This is a genomic window from Streptomyces sp. CB02009, assembly GCF_001905825.1.
In the GTDB taxonomy this organism is placed as follows: Bacteria; Actinomycetota; Actinomycetes; order Streptomycetales; family Streptomycetaceae; genus Streptomyces.
The window spans coordinates 288,096-305,332 of the sequence record NZ_LIVV01000010.1; the positions used below are offsets into that span (position 1 = coordinate 288,096).

General features: G+C 70.8%; 15 protein-coding genes. 10 read left to right on the top strand and 5 right to left on the bottom strand.

Translation table 11 applies throughout. From position 1 onward, the window contains the following. Window positions 1-206: 206 nt before the first annotated feature. The 9 genes from gap (at window position 207) to AMK27_RS34020 (ending at window position 9,207) form a co-directional block, all read left to right on the top strand. Window positions 207-1,217 (top strand): type I glyceraldehyde-3-phosphate dehydrogenase, encoded by a 1,011-nt coding sequence (gene gap, locus AMK27_RS33980; RefSeq protein ID WP_073917146.1) that lies wholly within the window; start codon window positions 207-209, stop codon window positions 1,215-1,217. 104 nt (window positions 1,218-1,321) lie between these two features. After that, a complete protein-coding gene (locus AMK27_RS33985; protein ID WP_073917149.1) occupies window positions 1,322-2,533 on the top strand; it encodes a phosphoglycerate kinase in 1,212 nt (403 codons plus the stop codon). 7 nt (window positions 2,534-2,540) lie between these two features. Further along, on the top strand, window positions 2,541-3,320 hold the full coding sequence (gene tpiA / locus AMK27_RS33990; RefSeq protein WP_073917151.1) for a triose-phosphate isomerase: 780 nt from the start codon (window positions 2,541-2,543) through the stop codon (window positions 3,318-3,320). 97 nt (window positions 3,321-3,417) lie between these two features. After that, window positions 3,418-3,648, top strand: a complete 231-nt coding sequence (gene secG, locus AMK27_RS33995; protein ID WP_017238647.1) for a preprotein translocase subunit SecG — start codon at window positions 3,418-3,420, stop codon at window positions 3,646-3,648. 77 nt (window positions 3,649-3,725) lie between these two features. Further along, the gene (locus AMK27_RS34000; protein ID WP_071891222.1) at window positions 3,726-4,061 is read left to right on the top strand and encodes an RNA polymerase-binding protein RbpA; all 336 of its coding nucleotides are present in this window, start codon (window positions 3,726-3,728) and stop codon (window positions 4,059-4,061) included. A 140-nt stretch (window positions 4,062-4,201) separates the two neighbouring features. Continuing rightward, window positions 4,202-5,416 carry an MFS transporter gene (locus AMK27_RS34005; RefSeq protein WP_107425741.1) on the top strand — a complete coding sequence of 405 codons (1,215 nt, stop codon included), beginning with the start codon at window positions 4,202-4,204 and terminating at the stop codon, window positions 5,414-5,416. Window positions 5,417-5,463: 47 nt separating this feature from the next. Continuing rightward, a complete protein-coding gene (pgi, locus tag AMK27_RS34010) occupies window positions 5,464-7,134 on the top strand; it encodes a glucose-6-phosphate isomerase (RefSeq protein WP_445194889.1) in 1,671 nt (556 codons plus the stop codon). Between the two features lie 4 nt (window positions 7,135-7,138). Then, window positions 7,139-7,639 carry a PH domain-containing protein gene (locus AMK27_RS34015; RefSeq protein ID WP_073917155.1) on the top strand — a complete coding sequence of 167 codons (501 nt, stop codon included), beginning with the start codon at window positions 7,139-7,141 and terminating at the stop codon, window positions 7,637-7,639. Further along, window positions 7,636-9,207 carry a PH domain-containing protein gene (locus AMK27_RS34020; RefSeq protein ID WP_241847685.1) on the top strand — a complete coding sequence of 524 codons (1,572 nt, stop codon included), beginning with the start codon at window positions 7,636-7,638 and terminating at the stop codon, window positions 9,205-9,207. The genes AMK27_RS34015 and AMK27_RS34020 overlap by 4 nt, the downstream gene beginning before the upstream one ends. Before the next feature lie 25 nt (window positions 9,208-9,232). Here the strand turns inward: AMK27_RS34020 and pgl are convergent, their stop codons facing one another. From pgl to tkt, 5 genes are read right to left on the bottom strand one after another with little or no spacing between them, the layout of a single operon-like run. Further along, on the bottom strand, window positions 9,233-10,015 hold the full coding sequence (gene pgl / locus AMK27_RS34025) for a 6-phosphogluconolactonase (RefSeq protein ID WP_073917157.1): 783 nt from the start codon (window positions 10,013-10,015) through the stop codon (window positions 9,233-9,235). After that, complete coding sequence (opcA, locus tag AMK27_RS34030; RefSeq protein ID WP_073917159.1) at window positions 10,012-11,085, bottom strand: glucose-6-phosphate dehydrogenase assembly protein OpcA; 1,074 nt, start codon at window positions 11,083-11,085, stop codon at window positions 10,012-10,014. The genes pgl and opcA overlap by 4 nt, the downstream gene beginning before the upstream one ends. Then, complete coding sequence (gene zwf, locus AMK27_RS34035) at window positions 11,082-12,614, bottom strand: glucose-6-phosphate dehydrogenase (RefSeq protein ID WP_073917161.1); 1,533 nt, start codon at window positions 12,612-12,614, stop codon at window positions 11,082-11,084. The genes opcA and zwf overlap by 4 nt, the downstream gene beginning before the upstream one ends. Before the next feature lie 5 nt (window positions 12,615-12,619). Next, a complete protein-coding gene (tal, locus tag AMK27_RS34040) occupies window positions 12,620-13,738 on the bottom strand; it encodes a transaldolase (RefSeq protein ID WP_073917163.1) in 1,119 nt (372 codons plus the stop codon). A 36-nt stretch (window positions 13,739-13,774) separates the two neighbouring features. Then, a complete protein-coding gene (tkt, locus tag AMK27_RS34045; protein ID WP_073917165.1) occupies window positions 13,775-15,862 on the bottom strand; it encodes a transketolase in 2,088 nt (695 codons plus the stop codon). A gap of 314 nt (window positions 15,863-16,176) precedes the next feature. Here tkt and AMK27_RS34050 point away from each other — a divergent pair, with 314 nt between their 5' ends. Continuing rightward, complete coding sequence (locus AMK27_RS34050) at window positions 16,177-17,124, top strand: heme o synthase (protein ID WP_030322505.1); 948 nt, start codon at window positions 16,177-16,179, stop codon at window positions 17,122-17,124. Window positions 17,125-17,237 lie beyond the last annotated feature (113 nt).

A 17,237-nucleotide genomic window follows, 5' to 3' on the forward strand; every position in this document is an offset into this window, starting at 1 on the left:
GGGACAAAGGTCCCACGACGGCCCGTACCCGTTGGTAGGTACGGGCCGTCGGCCTTTCTCCCTCACTTTCCGGGCTCGTACGGATGCGGTCGATGTCACTACGGGGGTGCTGTGGGGGTAGGGTCGTAAGCGGTCGGGGACATCCCAAAAAACAAAAATCTCGCCGGCGTCGAGCACACCGGCGTACCTAACGAGGAGATCGGTTCGTGACGATCCGCGTAGGCATCAACGGCTTTGGCCGCATCGGCCGGAACTACTTCCGCGCGCTCCTTGAGCAGGGTGCCGACATCGAGATCGTGGCTGTCAACGACCTGGGTGACACCGCGACCACCGCACACCTGCTGAAGTACGACACCATCCTGGGCCGCCTCAAGGCCGAGGTGACCCACACCGCCGACACCATCACCGTCGACGGCCGCACCATCAAGGTGCTCTCCGAGCGCAACCCGGCCGACATCCCCTGGGGCGAGCTGGGCGTCGACATCGTCATCGAGTCGACCGGCATCTTCACCAAGAAGGCCGACGCCGAGAAGCACATCGCCGGTGGCGCCAAGAAGGTCCTCATCTCGGCTCCGGCCACCGACGAGGACATCACCATCGTGATGGGCGTCAACCAGGACAAGTACGACCCGGCGCAGCACAACGTCATCTCGAACGCGTCCTGCACCACCAACTGTGTCGCGCCGATGGCGAAGGTTCTCGACGAGAACTTCGGCATCGTCAAGGGCCTGATGACCACGGTCCACGCGTACACGAACGACCAGCGCATCCTGGACTTCCCGCACAAGGACCTGCGCCGCGCCCGCGCCGCCGCGGAGAACATCATCCCGACCACGACGGGCGCCGCCAAGGCCACCGCCCTGGTCCTCCCGCAGCTCAAGGGCAAGCTGGACGGCATCGCCATGCGCGTCCCGGTCCCGACCGGCTCCGCGACCGACCTGGTCGTGACGCTCGACCGCGAGGTCACCAAGGACGAGGTCAACGCCGCGTTCAAGAAGGCCGCCGACGACGGCGACCTCAAGGGCATCCTCTTCTACACCGAGGACCCGATCGTCTCCTCGGACATCGTCAGCGACCCGGCGTCCTGCACCTTCGACGCCTCCCTGACCATGGTCCAGGAAGGCAACACGGTCAAGATCCTCGGCTGGTACGACAACGAGTGGGGCTACTCCAACCGTCTCGTCGACCTCACCGTCTTCGTCGGCGGCCAGCTCTAGACTTCAGGGCAGGCTTTCGATGTGAGCAGGGCTCGGGCAGCGCAACGCCGCGCTGCGCGAGCCCTGTTTGTGTGCTCCACCGCGTACCAAGGAGTCTGTGACAGATGAAGACGATCGACGAGCTTCTCGCCGAAGGCGTCTCCGGCAAGCGGGTGTTCGTCCGCGCCGATCTCAACGTGCCGCTCGACGGCACCACCATCACCGACGACGGCCGCATCCGCGCCGTCGTGCCCACGGTCAAGGCGCTCGCCGACGCGGGTGCCCGCGTCGTGGTCGCCTCGCACCTGGGCCGCCCGAAGGGCGCCCCGGACCCGGCGTTCTCGCTCGCCCCGGCCGCCGCGCGGCTCGGCGAGCTCCTCGGCGCCGAGGTGGCCTTCGCGACGGACACGGTCGGCGAGTCCGCCACCGCCACCGTCGCGGGCCTCTCCGACGGCCGGGTGGCCGTGATCGAGAACCTCCGCTTCAACGCCGGCGAGACCTCCAAGGACGACGCCGAGCGCGGCGCGTTCGCGGACCGGCTCGCCGCCCTCGCCGACGTCTACGTCGGTGACGGCTTCGGCGCCGTGCACCGCAAGCACGCCTCGGTCTTCGACCTCCCGGCGCGCCTGCCGCACGCCGCGGGCTACCTCATCGCCACCGAGGTCGGCGTCCTGAAGAAGCTCACGGACGACGTCCGGCGGCCGTACGTGGTCGCGCTCGGCGGCGCCAAGGTCTCCGACAAGCTCGGCGTGATCGACCACCTCCTGGAGAAGGCCGACCGCATCCTCATCGGCGGCGGCATGGCGTACACCTTCCTCAAGGCCCAGGGCCACGAGGTCGGCATCTCGCTGCTCCAGGAGGACCAGATCCCGGCGGTCCTGGACTACCTGAAGCGCGCCAAGGAGCGCGGGGTGGAGTTCGTCCTCCCCGTCGACGTGCTGGTCTCGTCCGAGTTCCCCGACCTGAAGACCAAGGCTCCGGCCAACCCGACCACGGTCGCCGCGGACGCCATCCCGGCGGACGAGGAGGGCCTGGACATCGGTCCGGAGACCCGTAAGCTCTACGCCTCGAAGCTCGCCGACGCCGGCACCGTCTTCTGGAACGGTCCGATGGGCGTCTTCGAGCACCCCGACTACGCCGAGGGCACCAGGGCCGTCGCCCAGGCGCTCGTCGACTCCCCGGCCTTCACGGTCGTCGGCGGCGGAGACTCCGCCGCGGCCGTCCGCATCCTGGGCTTCGACGAGCAGGCGTTCGGACACATCTCGACCGGCGGCGGCGCCTCCCTCGAATACCTCGAGGGCAAGAAGCTCCCCGGCCTCGTCGCACTGGAGGACTGACCCTTTCATGAGCAGCACCCGCACCCCGCTGATGGCGGGCAACTGGAAGATGAACCTCAACCACCTCGAGGCCATCGCCCACGTCCAGAAGCTCGCCTTCGCCCTGACCGACAAGGACTACGACGCCTGTGAGGTGGCGGTCCTCGTCCCCTTCACCGACATCCGGTCCGTCCAGACCCTGGTCGACGGCGACAAGCTCAAGATCAAGTACGGTGCCCAGGACCTCTCGGCGCACGACTCCGGTGCCTACACCGGTGAGATCTCGGGCTCGATGCTGGCCAAGTTCAAGTGCTCCTACGTGGCCGTCGGCCACTCCGAGCGCCGCCAGTACCACGCCGAGAACGACGAGGTCTGCAACGCCAAGGTGAAGGCCGCCTTCAAGCACGGCGTGACCCCGATCCTCTGTGTCGGCGAGGGCCTGGACATCCGCAAGGCCGGCAACCAGGTCGCGTACACCCTGGCCCAGCTCGACGGCGGTCTGAAGGACGTCCCGGCCGAGCAGGCCGAGACCATCGTGATCGCGTACGAGCCGGTGTGGGCCATCGGCACCGGCGAGGTCGCCACCCCCGACGACGCCCAGGAGGTCTGCGGGGCGATCCGCGGCCGCCTGGCGGAGCTGTACTCGCAGGAGCTGGCCGACAAGGTCCGCATCCAGTACGGCGGCTCGGTCAAGTCCGGCAACGTCGGCGCGATCATGGCGCAGCCGGACGTCGACGGCGCCCTGGTGGGCGGCGCGGCCCTGGACGCCGACGAGTTCGTCAAGATCGTCCGCTTCCGCGACCAGTGAGTATGCGGTAGCGGAGTTACGTCGTACCCTTGCGGGGGTCGGGCAGGTGCCCGGCCCCCGTCCGTATAAGTCCGAGGAAGTTGGTCCAGCCGTGGTTATGGGGTTCTCGATCGCCCTCATCGTCTTCAGCGGGCTGCTGATGCTGCTCGTGCTGATGCACAAGGGCAAGGGTGGCGGCCTCTCCGACATGTTCGGAGGCGGAATGCAGTCCTCCGTCGGTGGCTCCTCGGTCGCCGAGCGCAACCTGGACCGCATCACCGTCGTGGTCGGTCTGCTGTGGTTCGCCTGCATTGTGGTACTTGGTCTGCTGATGAAGTTGGACGGGTAACTCCGAACACTGGACGCGCGTTGGGCCTTACGTAGACTGGGGCATCTTCGAGCACCATCACGCAGGGAGTTACGACCGTGGCAAGTGGCAACGCGATCCGGGGAAGCCGGGTCGGGGCGGGGCCGATGGGCGAGGCCGAGCGGGGCGAATCGGCGCCCCGCGCCCGCATCTCCTTCTGGTGCTCGAACGGGCACGAGACGCAGCCGAGCTTCGCCAGCGACGCGGCGATCCCCGAGACCTGGGACTGCCCACGGTGCGGCTTCCCGGCCGGTCAGGACCGGGACAACCCGCCGGACCCGCCGCGCACGGAGCCGTACAAGACCCACCTCGCCTATGTGCGTGAGCGACGCAGCGACGCGGACGGCGAGGCGATCCTCGCCGAGGCGCTCGCGAAGCTGCGGGGCGAGATCTGAGCGCGGTGTGACGATGTGACGAACGGGCCTTGCCCGCGAACTCGGTTCGCGGACAAGGCCCGTTGTCAGTGGTCCCCCTTAACGTCGGTCGTGAAGGATCCTCGGATCCGGCGGACGGACGGGGGCGCACCACCATGACGATGACGAAGGCGGCGACAGCGGGCGGCAGGGCCGTGCCCGCCTGGCGGGGCGGCTTCGGGAGGCTGTGGACCGCCGCGGTCGTCTCCCGGTTCGGCGACTCCCTGCGCACCGCCGCGATGCCGCTGCTCGCCGCCTCGCTCACCGACGACGCCCTCCTCATCGCCTCCGTCACCGCCTGCGGCTACCTGCCCTGGCTGCTCTTCGGCCTGCTCGGCGGAGCCGTCGCCGACCGGGTCGACCAGCGCAGGGCCATGTGGGCCGTCGACCTCGTACGCGGCGCGCTCATGGCCGGGTTCGCCGCCGCCGTCGCCTTCGGACACGCCGGTATCGCCCTTCTCCTGGTCCTCGCCTTCGCGCTCACCACCATGCAGACCCTCTTCGACAACGCCGCCACCGCGCTGCTGCCCTCCCTCGTGCCCGCCGAGACCCTCGCCGGAGCCAACGCCCGCCTGATGACCGGTCAGCAGCTGGTGAGCGGCCTCCTCGCCGCGCCCCTGGTGCCCGCCCTGCTCCTCGCAGGGCCCGCCGTGCCGTACGCCGCCGACGCCGCCACCTACGTCCTGGCCTCGCTGCTCATCGCCTCCCTGCGGACCCCGGCACCCGCACGGCCGCCCCGGCCCGCCGGCTCCACCCTCCGGGCCGAGATGGCCGAGGGGCTCGCCGTGCTGCGCGCGGACCGCTCCCTGCGGTGGCTCTGCACGGCCACCACCCTCTGCAACATCGGCATGGGCGCCCTCATCGCCACGCTCGTCGTCCTGGTCACCGACGGCCTCCACGCCGGGAACACGGGATACGCGGCCACCCTGACCGCCTTCGCCATCGGCGGGGTCGCGGGCGGGTTCCTGGCCCGCCGGATCGCCGAACGGACCGGACGGGTACGCGCGGTGGTCCTCGCCGGCACCGTCCAGACCGGCTGTCTCGTCCTGTTGGGGACGGTCCCGGTCCTCGCGGTGGCGATCGGGGCCATGGCGGTGTTCGGCTTCATGGGGACCGTCTGGAACGTCCAGCAGACCACCCTCATGCAGGAGCGCGCCCCCGAGGGCATGCTCGGCCGGATCGCCGCCGCGTTCCGCACCCTCGCCGTCGCGGGCGCCCCGCTCGGAGCCGTGCTGGGCGGCGCGGCGGCGGCCGGCTGGGGACCGCTCACCCCGGCTCTGCTCGCGGCGGCCCTGTTCGCGCTCGCCGTCACGTCACTGGCCCCCCTGATCAATTAGGTTGGAGAGGCAGCGGGGCAGACAAGCAGTACGAGAAGAAGTGGGCGATGTCCGAGATGAAGAACGAAGGCCGCACCAGGCTCAACCGGCTGCCCGAGTGGGCGGCCCTCGGCAAGCACCGTGAGCAGCTGGGGGAGACCCGGCTGCGCGACCTGTTCGCCGCCGACGCGGAGCGCGGCACCGACTACGCCCTGCGTGTCGGCGACCTCTACCTGGACTACTCCAAGCACCTCGTCACCGACGAGACGCTGACCCTGCTGCGCGAACTGGCGGCCGCCACCGGCGTCGCCGAGCTCCGCGACGCCATGTTCCGCGGCGAGAAGATCAACACCACCGAGGACCGCGCGGTCCTCCACGTCGCGCTCCGTGCCCCCCGCGATGCGGTGATCGAGGTCGACGGGGAGAACGTCGTCCCCGGCGTCCACGCCGTCCTCGACAGGATGGGCGCGTTCTCCGACAAGGTCCGCGCGGGCGAGTGGACCGGCCACACCGGCAAGCCGATCAAGAACATCGTCAACATCGGCATCGGCGGCTCCGACCTCGGCCCCGCCATGGCCTACGAGGTCCTGCGCTCCTTCACCCAGCGGGACCTGACGCTCCGTTTCGTCTCCAACGTCGACGGCGCCGACCTCCACGAGGCCGTCCGCGACCTCGACCCCGCCGAGACCCTGTTCGTCATCGCCTCGAAGACCTTCACCACCATCGAGACGATCACGAACGCCACCTCCGCGCGGGACTGGCTCCTCACCGGCCTGGGAGCCGGCCAGGAGGCCGTCGCCAAGCACTTCGTCGCCCTCTCGACCAACGCCGAGAAGGTCGAGGAGTTCGGCATCGACACCGCGAACATGTTCGAGTTCTGGGACTGGGTCGGCGGTCGCTACTCGTACGACTCCGCCATCGGCCTCTCCCTGATGATCGCCATCGGCCCGGAGCGCTTCCGCGAGATGCTCGACGGCTTCCACCTCGTCGACGAGCACTTCCGCACGGCTCCGCCCGAGGAGAACGCACCGCTGCTCCTCGGCCTCCTCGGGGTCTGGTACGGCGCCTTCTTCGACGCCCAGTCGCACGCCGTCCTGCCGTACTCGCACTACCTCTCCAAGTTCACCGCCTACCTCCAGCAGCTCGACATGGAGTCCAACGGCAAGTCGGTGGACCGCCAGGGCAACCCGGTCGACTGGCAGACCGGCCCCGTCGTCTGGGGCACCCCCGGCACCAACGGGCAGCACGCCTACTACCAGTTGCTCCACCAGGGCACCAAGGTCATCCCGGCCGACTTCATCGGCTTCGCGCGGCCCGTCGACGACCTGCTGCCGGGCCTCGTCGCCCAGCACGACCTGCTCATGGCCAACTTCTTCGCCCAGACGCAGGCCCTGGCCTTCGGCAAGACCCCCGACGAGGTGCGGGCGGAGGGCGTCCCCGAGGAGCTCGTCCCGCACAAGACCTTCCAGGGCAACCACCCCACCACCACGATCCTCGCCGACACGCTCACCCCCTCCGTCCTCGGCCAGCTCATCGCGCTGTACGAGCACAAGGTCTTCGTCCAGGGCGCCGTCTGGAACATCGACTCCTTCGACCAGTGGGGCGTCGAACTCGGCAAGGTCCTCGCCAAGCGGATCGAGCCGGTCCTGACCGCCGCCGACGGGGACCAGAGCGGCGAGCACCTCGACAGCTCCACCGCCGGACTCGTGTCCGCCTACCGCACGCTGCGCGGACGGTAGAGCCATGACGGGGGAGAACGCGGTGCGGCTGCGGCCGCCCAGGAACGCCGTGGACGAGCGGGCCGTCGCCTGGTGGCGGAGCCGGCTCCTGGCGACCACCGCCGTACCGGTGGTGGTCCTCGGCGTCCTCGGCGCCCTCATCGGGCCCGCCCGGTTCTGGCTGCTGCTCGCGGCCGGCGCCGTCGCGGTCCTGGGCCTCACCTGCACCGCGTTCTTCCCCGCCTGGTGGTTCCGGGTGCACCGCTGGGAGGTCACCGAAGACGCCGTCTACGTCCGCACGGGGGCCCTCTGGCAGGAGTGGCGGATCGCGCCGATGTCCCGGATCCAGACCGTCGACACCTCGCGCGGCCCGCTGGAGCAGGGCTTCCGGCTCGCCACCGTCACGGTGACCACCGCCTCCTCCAAGGGCGCGATCCGGATCGAGGGCCTCGACCACGAACTGGCCGCCGAGCTGGCCGAGCGGCTGACCCTGATCACCCAGGCCACCCCCGGGGACGCCACATGAGCGAGGCGCCGGACACGATGACCGGAGCCGCCGCGGACGGGACGCGGGAGACGGACTGGCTGCGGCTCGATCCCCGCACCGTGCTCGTCCGGGTCGTCCTCTTCAGCGGCGTCCTGGCCGGCGCCGCGCTGCCCGTCACCGTCGCGCTGGCCGGGCCGCGCCCGCTGTGGCAGGCCGTCGCCTGGGTCGCCGCGGGCGTCACCCTCGCCCTGCTCGCCGACATCGTCGCCGAGACCGTCCGGCTCCGCCGCACCCGCTACCGGATCGGCGCCGAGAGGGTGGAGCTCCACACCGGGCTCCTCGTCGTCCAGCGCCGCTCGCTCGCCCGCGAACGCATCCGCAGCGCCGACCTCACCGCCAACCCGCTCCAGCGCGCCCTCGGCCTCGTCAAGGTCCGCATCGGCACCGGAGAGCACACCGGCGGCAGCGAATCCACCCTCGAACTCGACCTGGTCACCCGGGCCGAGGGGGAGCGGCTGCGCCACGAGCTGCTCGCCCGCCCCGCCGCCGCCCCCCCGGCCCCGGACCACGACCCCTCTCTCGCGACCCTCGACCCGCGCTGGATCCGCTACGCCCCCGTCTCCTTCCTCGCCCCCGCCCTCGGCGGCGCGGCGGCCGGAGCGGTCATGCAGGTCAGCGAGTGGTTCGGCGCCCAGGCGGAGGTCATCGACTGGATAGGGGACCGGTTCCAGGACGTCTCCATCCCCTGGATGATCGTCGTCCTGGTCCTCATCGCCACCGTCGCCGGAGCGGTCGGCGCCCTCGGCCTCTGGGTCGAGATGTGGTGGAACTACCGCCTGGAGCGCGAGCCCGGCGGCACCCTGCGGGTCTCCCGCGGACTCTTCACCGCCCGCTCGGTCTCCATAGAGGAGCGCAGGCTGCGCGGCATCGAGCTGGTCGAGCCGCTCGGCGTCCGCGCCCTCGGGGCGGCCCGGGTCGACGCCGTCGCCACCGGGCTCGTCAAGGACGAGGCCGACAAGCACACCGACCTCAAGACCCTGCTGCCGGCGGCGGAGCGGCCGGTGGCCGACCGGGTCGCCGCCCAGGTCCTGCGCGAGCCGCAGCCGCCCACCGGGGCGCCCCTCGCCGCCCACCCCCGGGCCGCCCGCACCCGCAGGGTGCGCTGGGCGCTGGGGAGCGCCCTGCTGCCCGTGGCGGTCCTCGTCCTCCTCGGTCTGCTCCTCACCCCGGTCCTGCTGTACGCGGCGGCCGGCTGCGCGGTCGTGCTCGGCCCGGTCGCCCTGCTGTTCGCGCGCGACGCGTACCGCTCGCTCGGACACGCCGTCAGCGGCGCCTACCTGGTCACCCGTTCGGGTACGGTCCGGCGGACCACGGTCGCCCTCCAGCGCTCCGGTGTCATCGGCTGGACCGTCAAGCAGTCGTACTTCCAGCGGCGGGCCGGCCTGCTGACCCTCACCGCCACGACGGCGGCGGGAGCGGGCGCGTACGACATCCTCGACGCCGGCCGGAGCGAGGGGCTGACCTTCGCCGCCGGGGCCGTACCGGACCTGCTCGCGCCCTTCCTCGAAGCCGTACCGACGCAGGAGGCCCGGTCCACCGAGAGGTGAACCGGGCCTCCGAGGCGCCGTGCCGTCAGGCGGACGCCGGCGGGTACAGGCTCCGCGGCAGCTCCGAGGCCGCCGCCGCGTCCAGCAGCCACAGGGTGCGCGAGCGGCCGTAGGCGCCCGCCGCCGGGGCCTGCACCTCGCCCGCGCCCGACAGCGCGATCGCCGCCGCCTTCGCCTTGTCCGCGCCGGCCGCGAGCAGCCAGACCTCCTTCGCCGCCCGGATCGCCGGCAGGGTCAGCGAGACCCGCACCGGCGGCGGCTTGGGCGCGCCGTGCACCCCGACCACCGTCCGCTCGGTCTCGCGGACCGCGGGCAGCTCCGGGAAGAGCGAGGCCACATGGGTGTCCGGGCCGACGCCCAGCATCAGGACGTCGAAGGTCGGGACCCCGCCGTGGTCACCGGGGCCCGCGGCGGCGGCCAGCTCCCGCGCGTACGCGGCCGCGGCCGCGTCGACGTCGGAGCCGTACGGGCCGTCCGAGGCCGGCATGGCGTGCACCCGCACCGGGTCGAGCGGCACCCGGTCGAGCAGCGCCTCGCGGGCCTGGGTGACGTTCCGCTCGGGGTCTCCCGACGGCAGGAAGCGCTCGTCGCCCCACCACAGGTCGAGCCGCGACCAGTCGATCGCGTCCCGGGCGGGTGCCGAACCGAGCGCGGCCAGCAGGCCGTTGCCGTTGCGTCCGCCGGTGAGCACCACCGAGGCGGAGCCGCGGGCGGCCTGGGCGTCCACGATCTTCGTGATCAGCCGGGCCGCGGCGGCCTCGGCCATCAGCTCCTTGTCGCGGTGGACGACCAGCTGGGGCGTGCTCACTTGGCCGCCGCCTTCTTGGCCGGAGCCTTCTTGGCGGCGGGCTTGGCGCCGGGCTTGGCGGCCGGGGCGGCCGACTCCGCGGCGGCTTCCGGAGCGGGCTCCGCGGCCGTCTCCACGTCGAGGTCGGGGGCGGTGACGGCCGCCTCCTCGTCGAGCCGCTCCAGGCCGAACCTGAGCGCCGTCGCGTAGGTGTCGTCGGGGTCGAGCCGGCGCAGCTCCTCCGCGATCAGCTCGGCCGTGTCGCGGCGCTTGAGCGCCACCGCGCGGTCGGGCTGCCCCTGGATGGAGAGCGTGGCGAGGGAGCCGTCCGGCCGGTCGAGGACGATCGGGCCGGAGCTGGTCTCCATCCGTACGGAGGTGAGACCGGGGCCCGAAGACTTCGAGCGGCGCACCGGGATCTTGAGCCGCTCCGCCAGCCACATGGCGAGCAGTTCGACGCTCGGGTTGAACTCCTCGCCCTCGACCTCGGCGGAGGTCACCTCGCACACGACCTGGTCGAGCGCGGCGGCGAGCATCGAGCGCCACGGGGTGATCCGCGTCCACGCGAGGTCCGTGTCGCCGGGGGTGTACGCGTCCGCGCGCGCGGTCAGCTCGTGGATGGGCTGCTCGGACGCGTACGTGTCGGTCACCCGGCGCTGGGCGAGGGCGCCCAGCGGGTCCTTCGCCGGGTCGGTCGGCGCGTTCACCGGCCACCAGACGACGACCGGGGCGTCCGGGAGGAGCAGCGGCAGGACCACCGACTGGGCGTGGTCGCCGACCTCGCCGTACAGCCGGAGGACCACCGTCTCCCCGGTGCTGGCGTCGGCGCCGAGGCGGACCTCGGCGTCGAGCCGTGCCTTGGAACGGTCCCGCGGGGAGCGCGAGACCCGCTTGATGACGACGAGGGTCCGCGAGGGGTGCTCGCGGGACGCCTCGTTCGCGGCCTTCAGCGCGTCGTAGGCGTTCTCCTCGTCGGTGACGATGACAAGGGTGAGCACCATGCCGACGGCCGGCGTGCCGATCGCCCGCCGCCCGAGCACCAGCGCCTTGTTGATCTTGGAGGACGTGGTGTCCGTCAGGTCGGTCTTCATGGCCGGCGCCAGCTCCGTCCGTCTCGTGCGAGCATCTCGTCCGCCTCGACGGGACCCCAGGTCCCGGACTGGTACTGCGCGGGCTTGCCGTGCTTGTCCCAGAACTGCTCGATCGGGTCGAGGATCTTCCAGGACAGCTCGACCTCCTCGACGCGCGGGAAGAGGTTGGAGTCGCCGAGCAGGACGTCGAGGATGAGCCGCTCGTACGCCTCGGGGCTGGACTCCGTGAAGGACTCGCCGTACGCGAAGTCCATCGACACGTCCCGGATCTCCATCTGGGTGCCGGGCACCTTGGAGCCGAACCGCATCGTCACGCCCTCGTCCGGCTGGACCCGGATGACGATGGCGTTGCGGCCGAGCTCCTCGGTCGCGGTGGAGTCGAAGGGGGAGTGCGGGGCGCGCTGGAAGACGACCGCGATCTCGGTGACGCGGCGGCCGAGCCGCTTGCCGGTGCGCAGGTAGAAGGGGACGCCCGCCCAGCGGCGGTTGTCGATCTCCAGCTTGATGGCCGCGTAGGTGTCGGTCTTCGACTGGGGGTCGATGCCGTCTTCCTGGAGGTAGCCGACGGCCTTCGCGCCGCCCTGCCACCCGGCGGCGTACTGGCCGCGGACCGTGGACTTGCCGAGGTCCCTGGGCAGCTTCACGGCGCCGAGGACCTTGGTCTTCTCGGCGGCCAGCGCGTCGGCGTCGAAGGAGGCGGGCTCCTCCATCGCGGTCAGCGCGAGCAGCTGGAGCAGGTGGTTCTGGATGACGTCACGGGCGGCGCCGATGCCGTCGTAGTAGCCGGCGCGGCCGCCGATGCCGATGTCCTCGGCCATGGTGATCTGCACGTGGTCGACGTACGACCGGTTCCAGATCGGCTCGAAGAGGGTGTTGGCGAAGCGGAGCGCCAGGATGTTCTGGACGGTCTCCTTGCCGAGGTAGTGGTCGATCCGGAAGACCTCGTTGGGCGGGAAGACCTCGTGGACGACCTCGTTGAGCTCCTTGGCGGAGACCAGGTCGTGGCCGAAGGGCTTCTCGATGACCGCGCGGCGCCAGGAGCCGTCCTTCTGGTCGGCGAGCCCGTGCTTCTTGAGCTGCTGGACGACCTTGGGGAAGAACTTCGGCGGGACCGACAGGTAGAAGGCGAAGTTGCCGCCCGTGCCCTGCGCCTTGTCCAGCTCCTCGATGGTGTCCTTCAGCTGCTCGAACGCGTCGTCGTCGTCGAAGTCGCCCTGGACGAAACGCATCCCCTGGATCAGCTGCTGCCACACCTCCTCGCGGAACGGGGTGCGCGCGTGCTGCTCGACGGCGTCGTGGACCTCCTGCGCGAAGTCCTCGTCCTGCCACTCCCGGCGGGCGAAGCCGATGAGCGAGAAGCCCGGCGGCAGCAGGCCGCGGTTGGCCAGGTCGTAGACGGCAGGCATCAGCTTCTTACGGGACAAATCGCCCGTGACGCCGAAGATCACCAGACCCGACGGCCCCGCGATGCGCGGGAGCCGTCGGTCTGCGGCGTCACGGAGCGGGTTGGCTCCGTGGACTGCGCTCAAAGTGCTTACGCCTCCGAAGGTGCGAGGCGCGAGAGCTCCGCCTCGGTGGACTTGAGAAGGTCGTTCCAGGACGCCTCGAACTTCTCGACGCCCTCGTCCTCGAGGAGCTGGACGACGTCGTCGTAGGCGATGCCCAGCTTCTCGACGGCCGCGAGCTCGGCACGCGACTGGTCGTAGGTGCCGCGCACGGTGTCACCGGCGACCACGCCGTGGTCGGCGGTGGCCTCCAGGGTGGCCTCCGGCATGGTGTTGACCGTGCCGGGGGCGACCAGGTCCACGACGTACAGGGTGTCCTTGTACGCCGGGTCCTTGACGCCGGTCGAGGCCCACAGCGGACGCTGCTTGTTGGCCTGCGCCTTGTCGAGGGCGGTCCAGCGCTCCGAGGAGAAGACCTCCTCGAACGCCTCGTAGGCCAGCCGCGCGTTGGCCAGGGCGGCCTTGCCCTTGAGGGCCTTGGCCTCGTCGGTGCCGATGCCGTCCAGGCGCTTGTCGATCTCCGAGTCCACCCGGGACACGAAGAAGGAGGCCACCGAGTGGATCTTGGAGAGGTCCAGGCCGCGCTCGCGGGCCTTCTCCAGACCCGCCAGGTAGGCGTCCATGACCGCGCGGTAGCGCTCCAGCGAGAAGATCAGCGTCACGTTGACGCTGATCCCGAGGCCGATGACCTCGGTGATCGCCGGTAGACCCGCCTTGGTGGCCGGGATCTTGATGAGCGTGTTGGGGCGGTCCACCAGCCAGGCCAGCTGCTTGGCCTCGGCGATGGTGGCGGTCGTCTCGTGGGCGAGACGGGGGTCGACCTCGATGGAGACCCGGCCGTCCTGGCCCTGGGTCGCGTCGAAGACCGGACGCAGGATGTCGGCGGCGTCGCGGACGTCCGCCGTCGTGATCATCCGGATGGCCTCGTCGACGGTGACCTTGCGGGCGGCGAGGTCGGCGAGCTGCTGCTCGTAGCCGTCGCCCGAGGAGATCGCCTTCTGGAAGATCGACGGGTTCGTGGTCACACCGACCACGTGGCTCTGGTCGATGAGCTCGGCCAGGTTGCCGGACGTGATCCGCTTGCGCGAGAGGTCGTCCAGCCAGATCGCGACGCCTTCGTCGGAGAGGCGCTTGAGAGCGTCTGTCATGAGAATTCCATCTCCATTAAGTCGTACGTATGCGGATCAGCGCGCGGTGGCGTCGATCGATTCCCGGGCGGCGGCGACGATGGCCTCCGGCGTGAAACCGAACTCGCGGAACAGGACCTTCGCGTCCGCCGAGGCACCGAAGTGCTCCAGGGAGACGATCCGGCCGGCGTCGCCGACGTAGCGGTGCCAGGTGAGACCGATACCGGCCTCGACCGCGACACGGGCCCTGACCGACGGCGGCAGGACGGAGTCCTTGTACGCCTGGTCCTGCTCCTCGAACCACTCCACGGACGGCATCGAGACGACCCGGGTGGGGACGCCGGCGGCCTGCAGCTGCTCGCGGGCCTCGACGGCGAGGTGCACCTCGGAGCCCGTGCCGATCAGCACGACCTCGGGCGCGCCGCCCTCGGCCTCGAACAGCACGTAGCCGCCCTTGACCGTGTCCTCGTTCGGCGCGTACGTCGGCACACCCTGGCGGGTGAGCGCCAGGCCGTGCGGGGCGCCCTTGCCGAAGACCTTCGTGTGGCGCTGCATGATCTCGCGCCAGGCGATGGCCGTCTCGTTCGCGTCGGCCGGACGGACCACGTTGAGACCCGGGATCGCGCGCAGCGAGGCCAGGTGCTCCACGGGCTGGTGCGTCGGGCCGTCCTCGCCCAGACCGATCGAGTCGTGGGTCCAGACGTACGTCACCGGGAGGTGCATCAGGGCGGACAGCCGGACGGCGTTGCGCATGTAGTCGGAGAACACCAGGAAGGTGCCGCCGTAGATGCGCGTGTTGCCGTGCAGCGCGATGCCGTTCATCTCCGCGGCCATGGAGTGCTCGCGGATGCCGAAGTGGATCGTGCGGCCGTACTGGTCGGCCTCCGGCAGCGGGTTGCCCTCGGGCAGGAACGACGAGTCCTTGTCGATCGTCGTGTTGTTGGAGCCGGCGAGGTCGGCCGAGCCGCCCCACAGCTCCGGGATGACCGCGCCGAGCGCCTTCAGGACCTGGCCCGAGGCGGCACGGGTGGCGACACCCTTGCCCGGCTCGAAGACCGGGAGCTTCTCGGCCCAGCCGGCCGGCAGCTCGTTGGCCTGGATGCGGTCGAACTCGGCGGCGCGCTCCGGGTTGGCCGTACGCCATTCGGCGAGCGACTTCTCCCACGCGGCGCGGGCCTCGCGGCCGCGGTCACCGAGCGAACGGGTGTGCGCGATGACCTCGTCGGTGACCTCGAAGGTCTGCTCCGGGTCGAAGCCGAGGACGCGCTTGGTGGCCGCGATCTCCTCGTCGCCGAGCGCCGAGCCGTGGGCGGCCTCGGTGTTCTGCGCGTTCGGGGCGGGCCAGGCGATGATCGAGCGCATCGCGATGAACGACGGACGCCCGGTCTCGGCCTCGGCGGCCCTGATCGCCGCGTAGAGCCCGGCCGGGTCCAGGTCGCCGTTGGCCTGCGGCTCGACACGCTGGACGTGCCAGCCGTACGCCTCGTACCGCTTCATCGTGTCCTCGGACACGGCGGTCTCGGTGTCGCCCTCGATCGAGATGTGGTTGTCGTCCCACAGCAGGATCAGGTTGCCGAGCTTCTGGTGGCCGGCGAGCGAGGACGCCTCCGCGGAGATGCCCTCCTGCAGGCAGCCGTCACCGGCGATCGCGTAGATGCGGTGGTCGAACGGGGAGGTGCCGGCGGCGGCCTCCGGGTCGAACAGACCGCGCTCGAAGCGGGCTGCCATCGCCATGCCCACGGCGTTGGCGACACCCTGGCCCAGCGGGCCCGTGGTGGTCTCGACCGCGGCGGTGTGACCGTACTCCGGGTGGCCGGGGGTCTTCGAGCCCCAGGTGCGGAAGGCCTTCAGGTCGTCCAGCTCGAGACCGAAGCCACCCAGGTAGAGCTGGGTGTAGAGGGTCAGGGACGAGTGTCCGGCGGAGAGGACGAACCGGTCGCGCCCGACCCACTCGGGGTCGGCCGGGTCGTGCCGCATCACCTTCTGGAAGAGGGTGTACGCGGCGGGCGCCAGGCTCATGGCCGTACCGGGATGGCCGTTGCCGACCTTCTGTACGGCGTCCGCCGCCAGGATGCGGGCGGTGTCGACGGCCCGCTGGTCCAACTCGGTCCACTCGAGGTCTGTGGTGGTCGGCTTAGTGCTCACCCTGGGTCAGGGCTCCTCTCCACATGTCTGAAGCCGGTGACTGAGGGTGTACCGGCGTTGTCGAGCCTACCCCCGCCGGAACGTCCCTCTTTTCGTGTGCATGCCCCTCATATGAGCGGACACAGCAAGACTGCCGCCGCCCGTGTGACTTCGCCTCCCGAGGCGCGTCCACGCCTTGGGACACACCCCCTCAACACGACCCCACCCCCGCGAAGATCGGCGTCTGGGCAACGTCTACAGTGGCGTGGTACGCGCAAGCTTCACCCCGCCTTCATCCGGGGAGCTTGCTGGGAATTTCTCTGTCAGGGGTGTGCGTGACGGCCGTCGAGTCCCGACCCGCAGGGGTCGTCTTGACTCCCAGCCCGGGGGGCCATCGGCCGTTCGGGGCCCGCGTCAAGGCATACGTGGCGCTGACCAAGCCGCGGATCATCGAACTGCTGCTCATCACCACCGTTCCGGTGATGTTCCTCGCCGAGCAGGGCGTGCCGGACCTGTGGCTGGTGCTCGCCACCTGCTTCGGCGGCTACCTCTCCGCGGGCGGCGCCAACGCGCTGAACATGTACATCGACCGCGACATCGACGCGCTGATGGACCGCACGTCCCAGCGCCCGCTGGTCACCGGCGTCCTGACGCCGCGCGAGGGCCTGGTCTTCGGCCTCACCCTCGCCGTGGTCTCCACGCTCTGGTTCGGGCTGCTCGTCAACTGGCTGTCCGCCGCACTCTCGCTCGGCGCGCTCCTCTTCTACGTCGTGGTCTACACGATGATCCTGAAGCGCCGCACGACGCAGAACATCGTCTGGGGCGGCATCGCCGGCTGCCTGCCGGTCCTGATCGGCTGGTCGGCCGTCACGAACTCGATGTCCTGGGCGGCCGTCATCCTCTTCGCCGTCATCTTCTTCTGGACGCCGCCGCACTACTGGCCGCTGTCCATGAAGGTGAAGGACGACTACGCCCGCGCCGGCGTGCCGATGCTCCCGGTCCTCGCCTCCAACAAGGTCGTCGCCAAGCAGATCGTCGCGTACAGCTGGGTGATGGTCGCCGTCTCGCTGCTGCTCACGCCGCTCGGCTACACCGGCTGGTTCTACCTGTCGGTCGCCCTGCTCACCGGCGGCTGGTGGCTCTGGGAGGCGCACGGCCTGCTCAACCGCGCCAAGGCGGGCGCCACCGGCGCGAAGCTCAAGGAGATGCGCCTCTTCCACTGGTCCATCACCTACGTCTCGCTGCTCTTCGTGGCGGTCGCGGTGGACCCGTTCCTCCGTTAGGAACCCCCCTGCAGGAACTTTCCGGGACGTCTCGACCGATGTCCCCGCTCAGATGATCTGCTCGGCCGGCGGCCGGGTCACGTGGGATAGGCCACGTGACCCGGCCGTCGCCA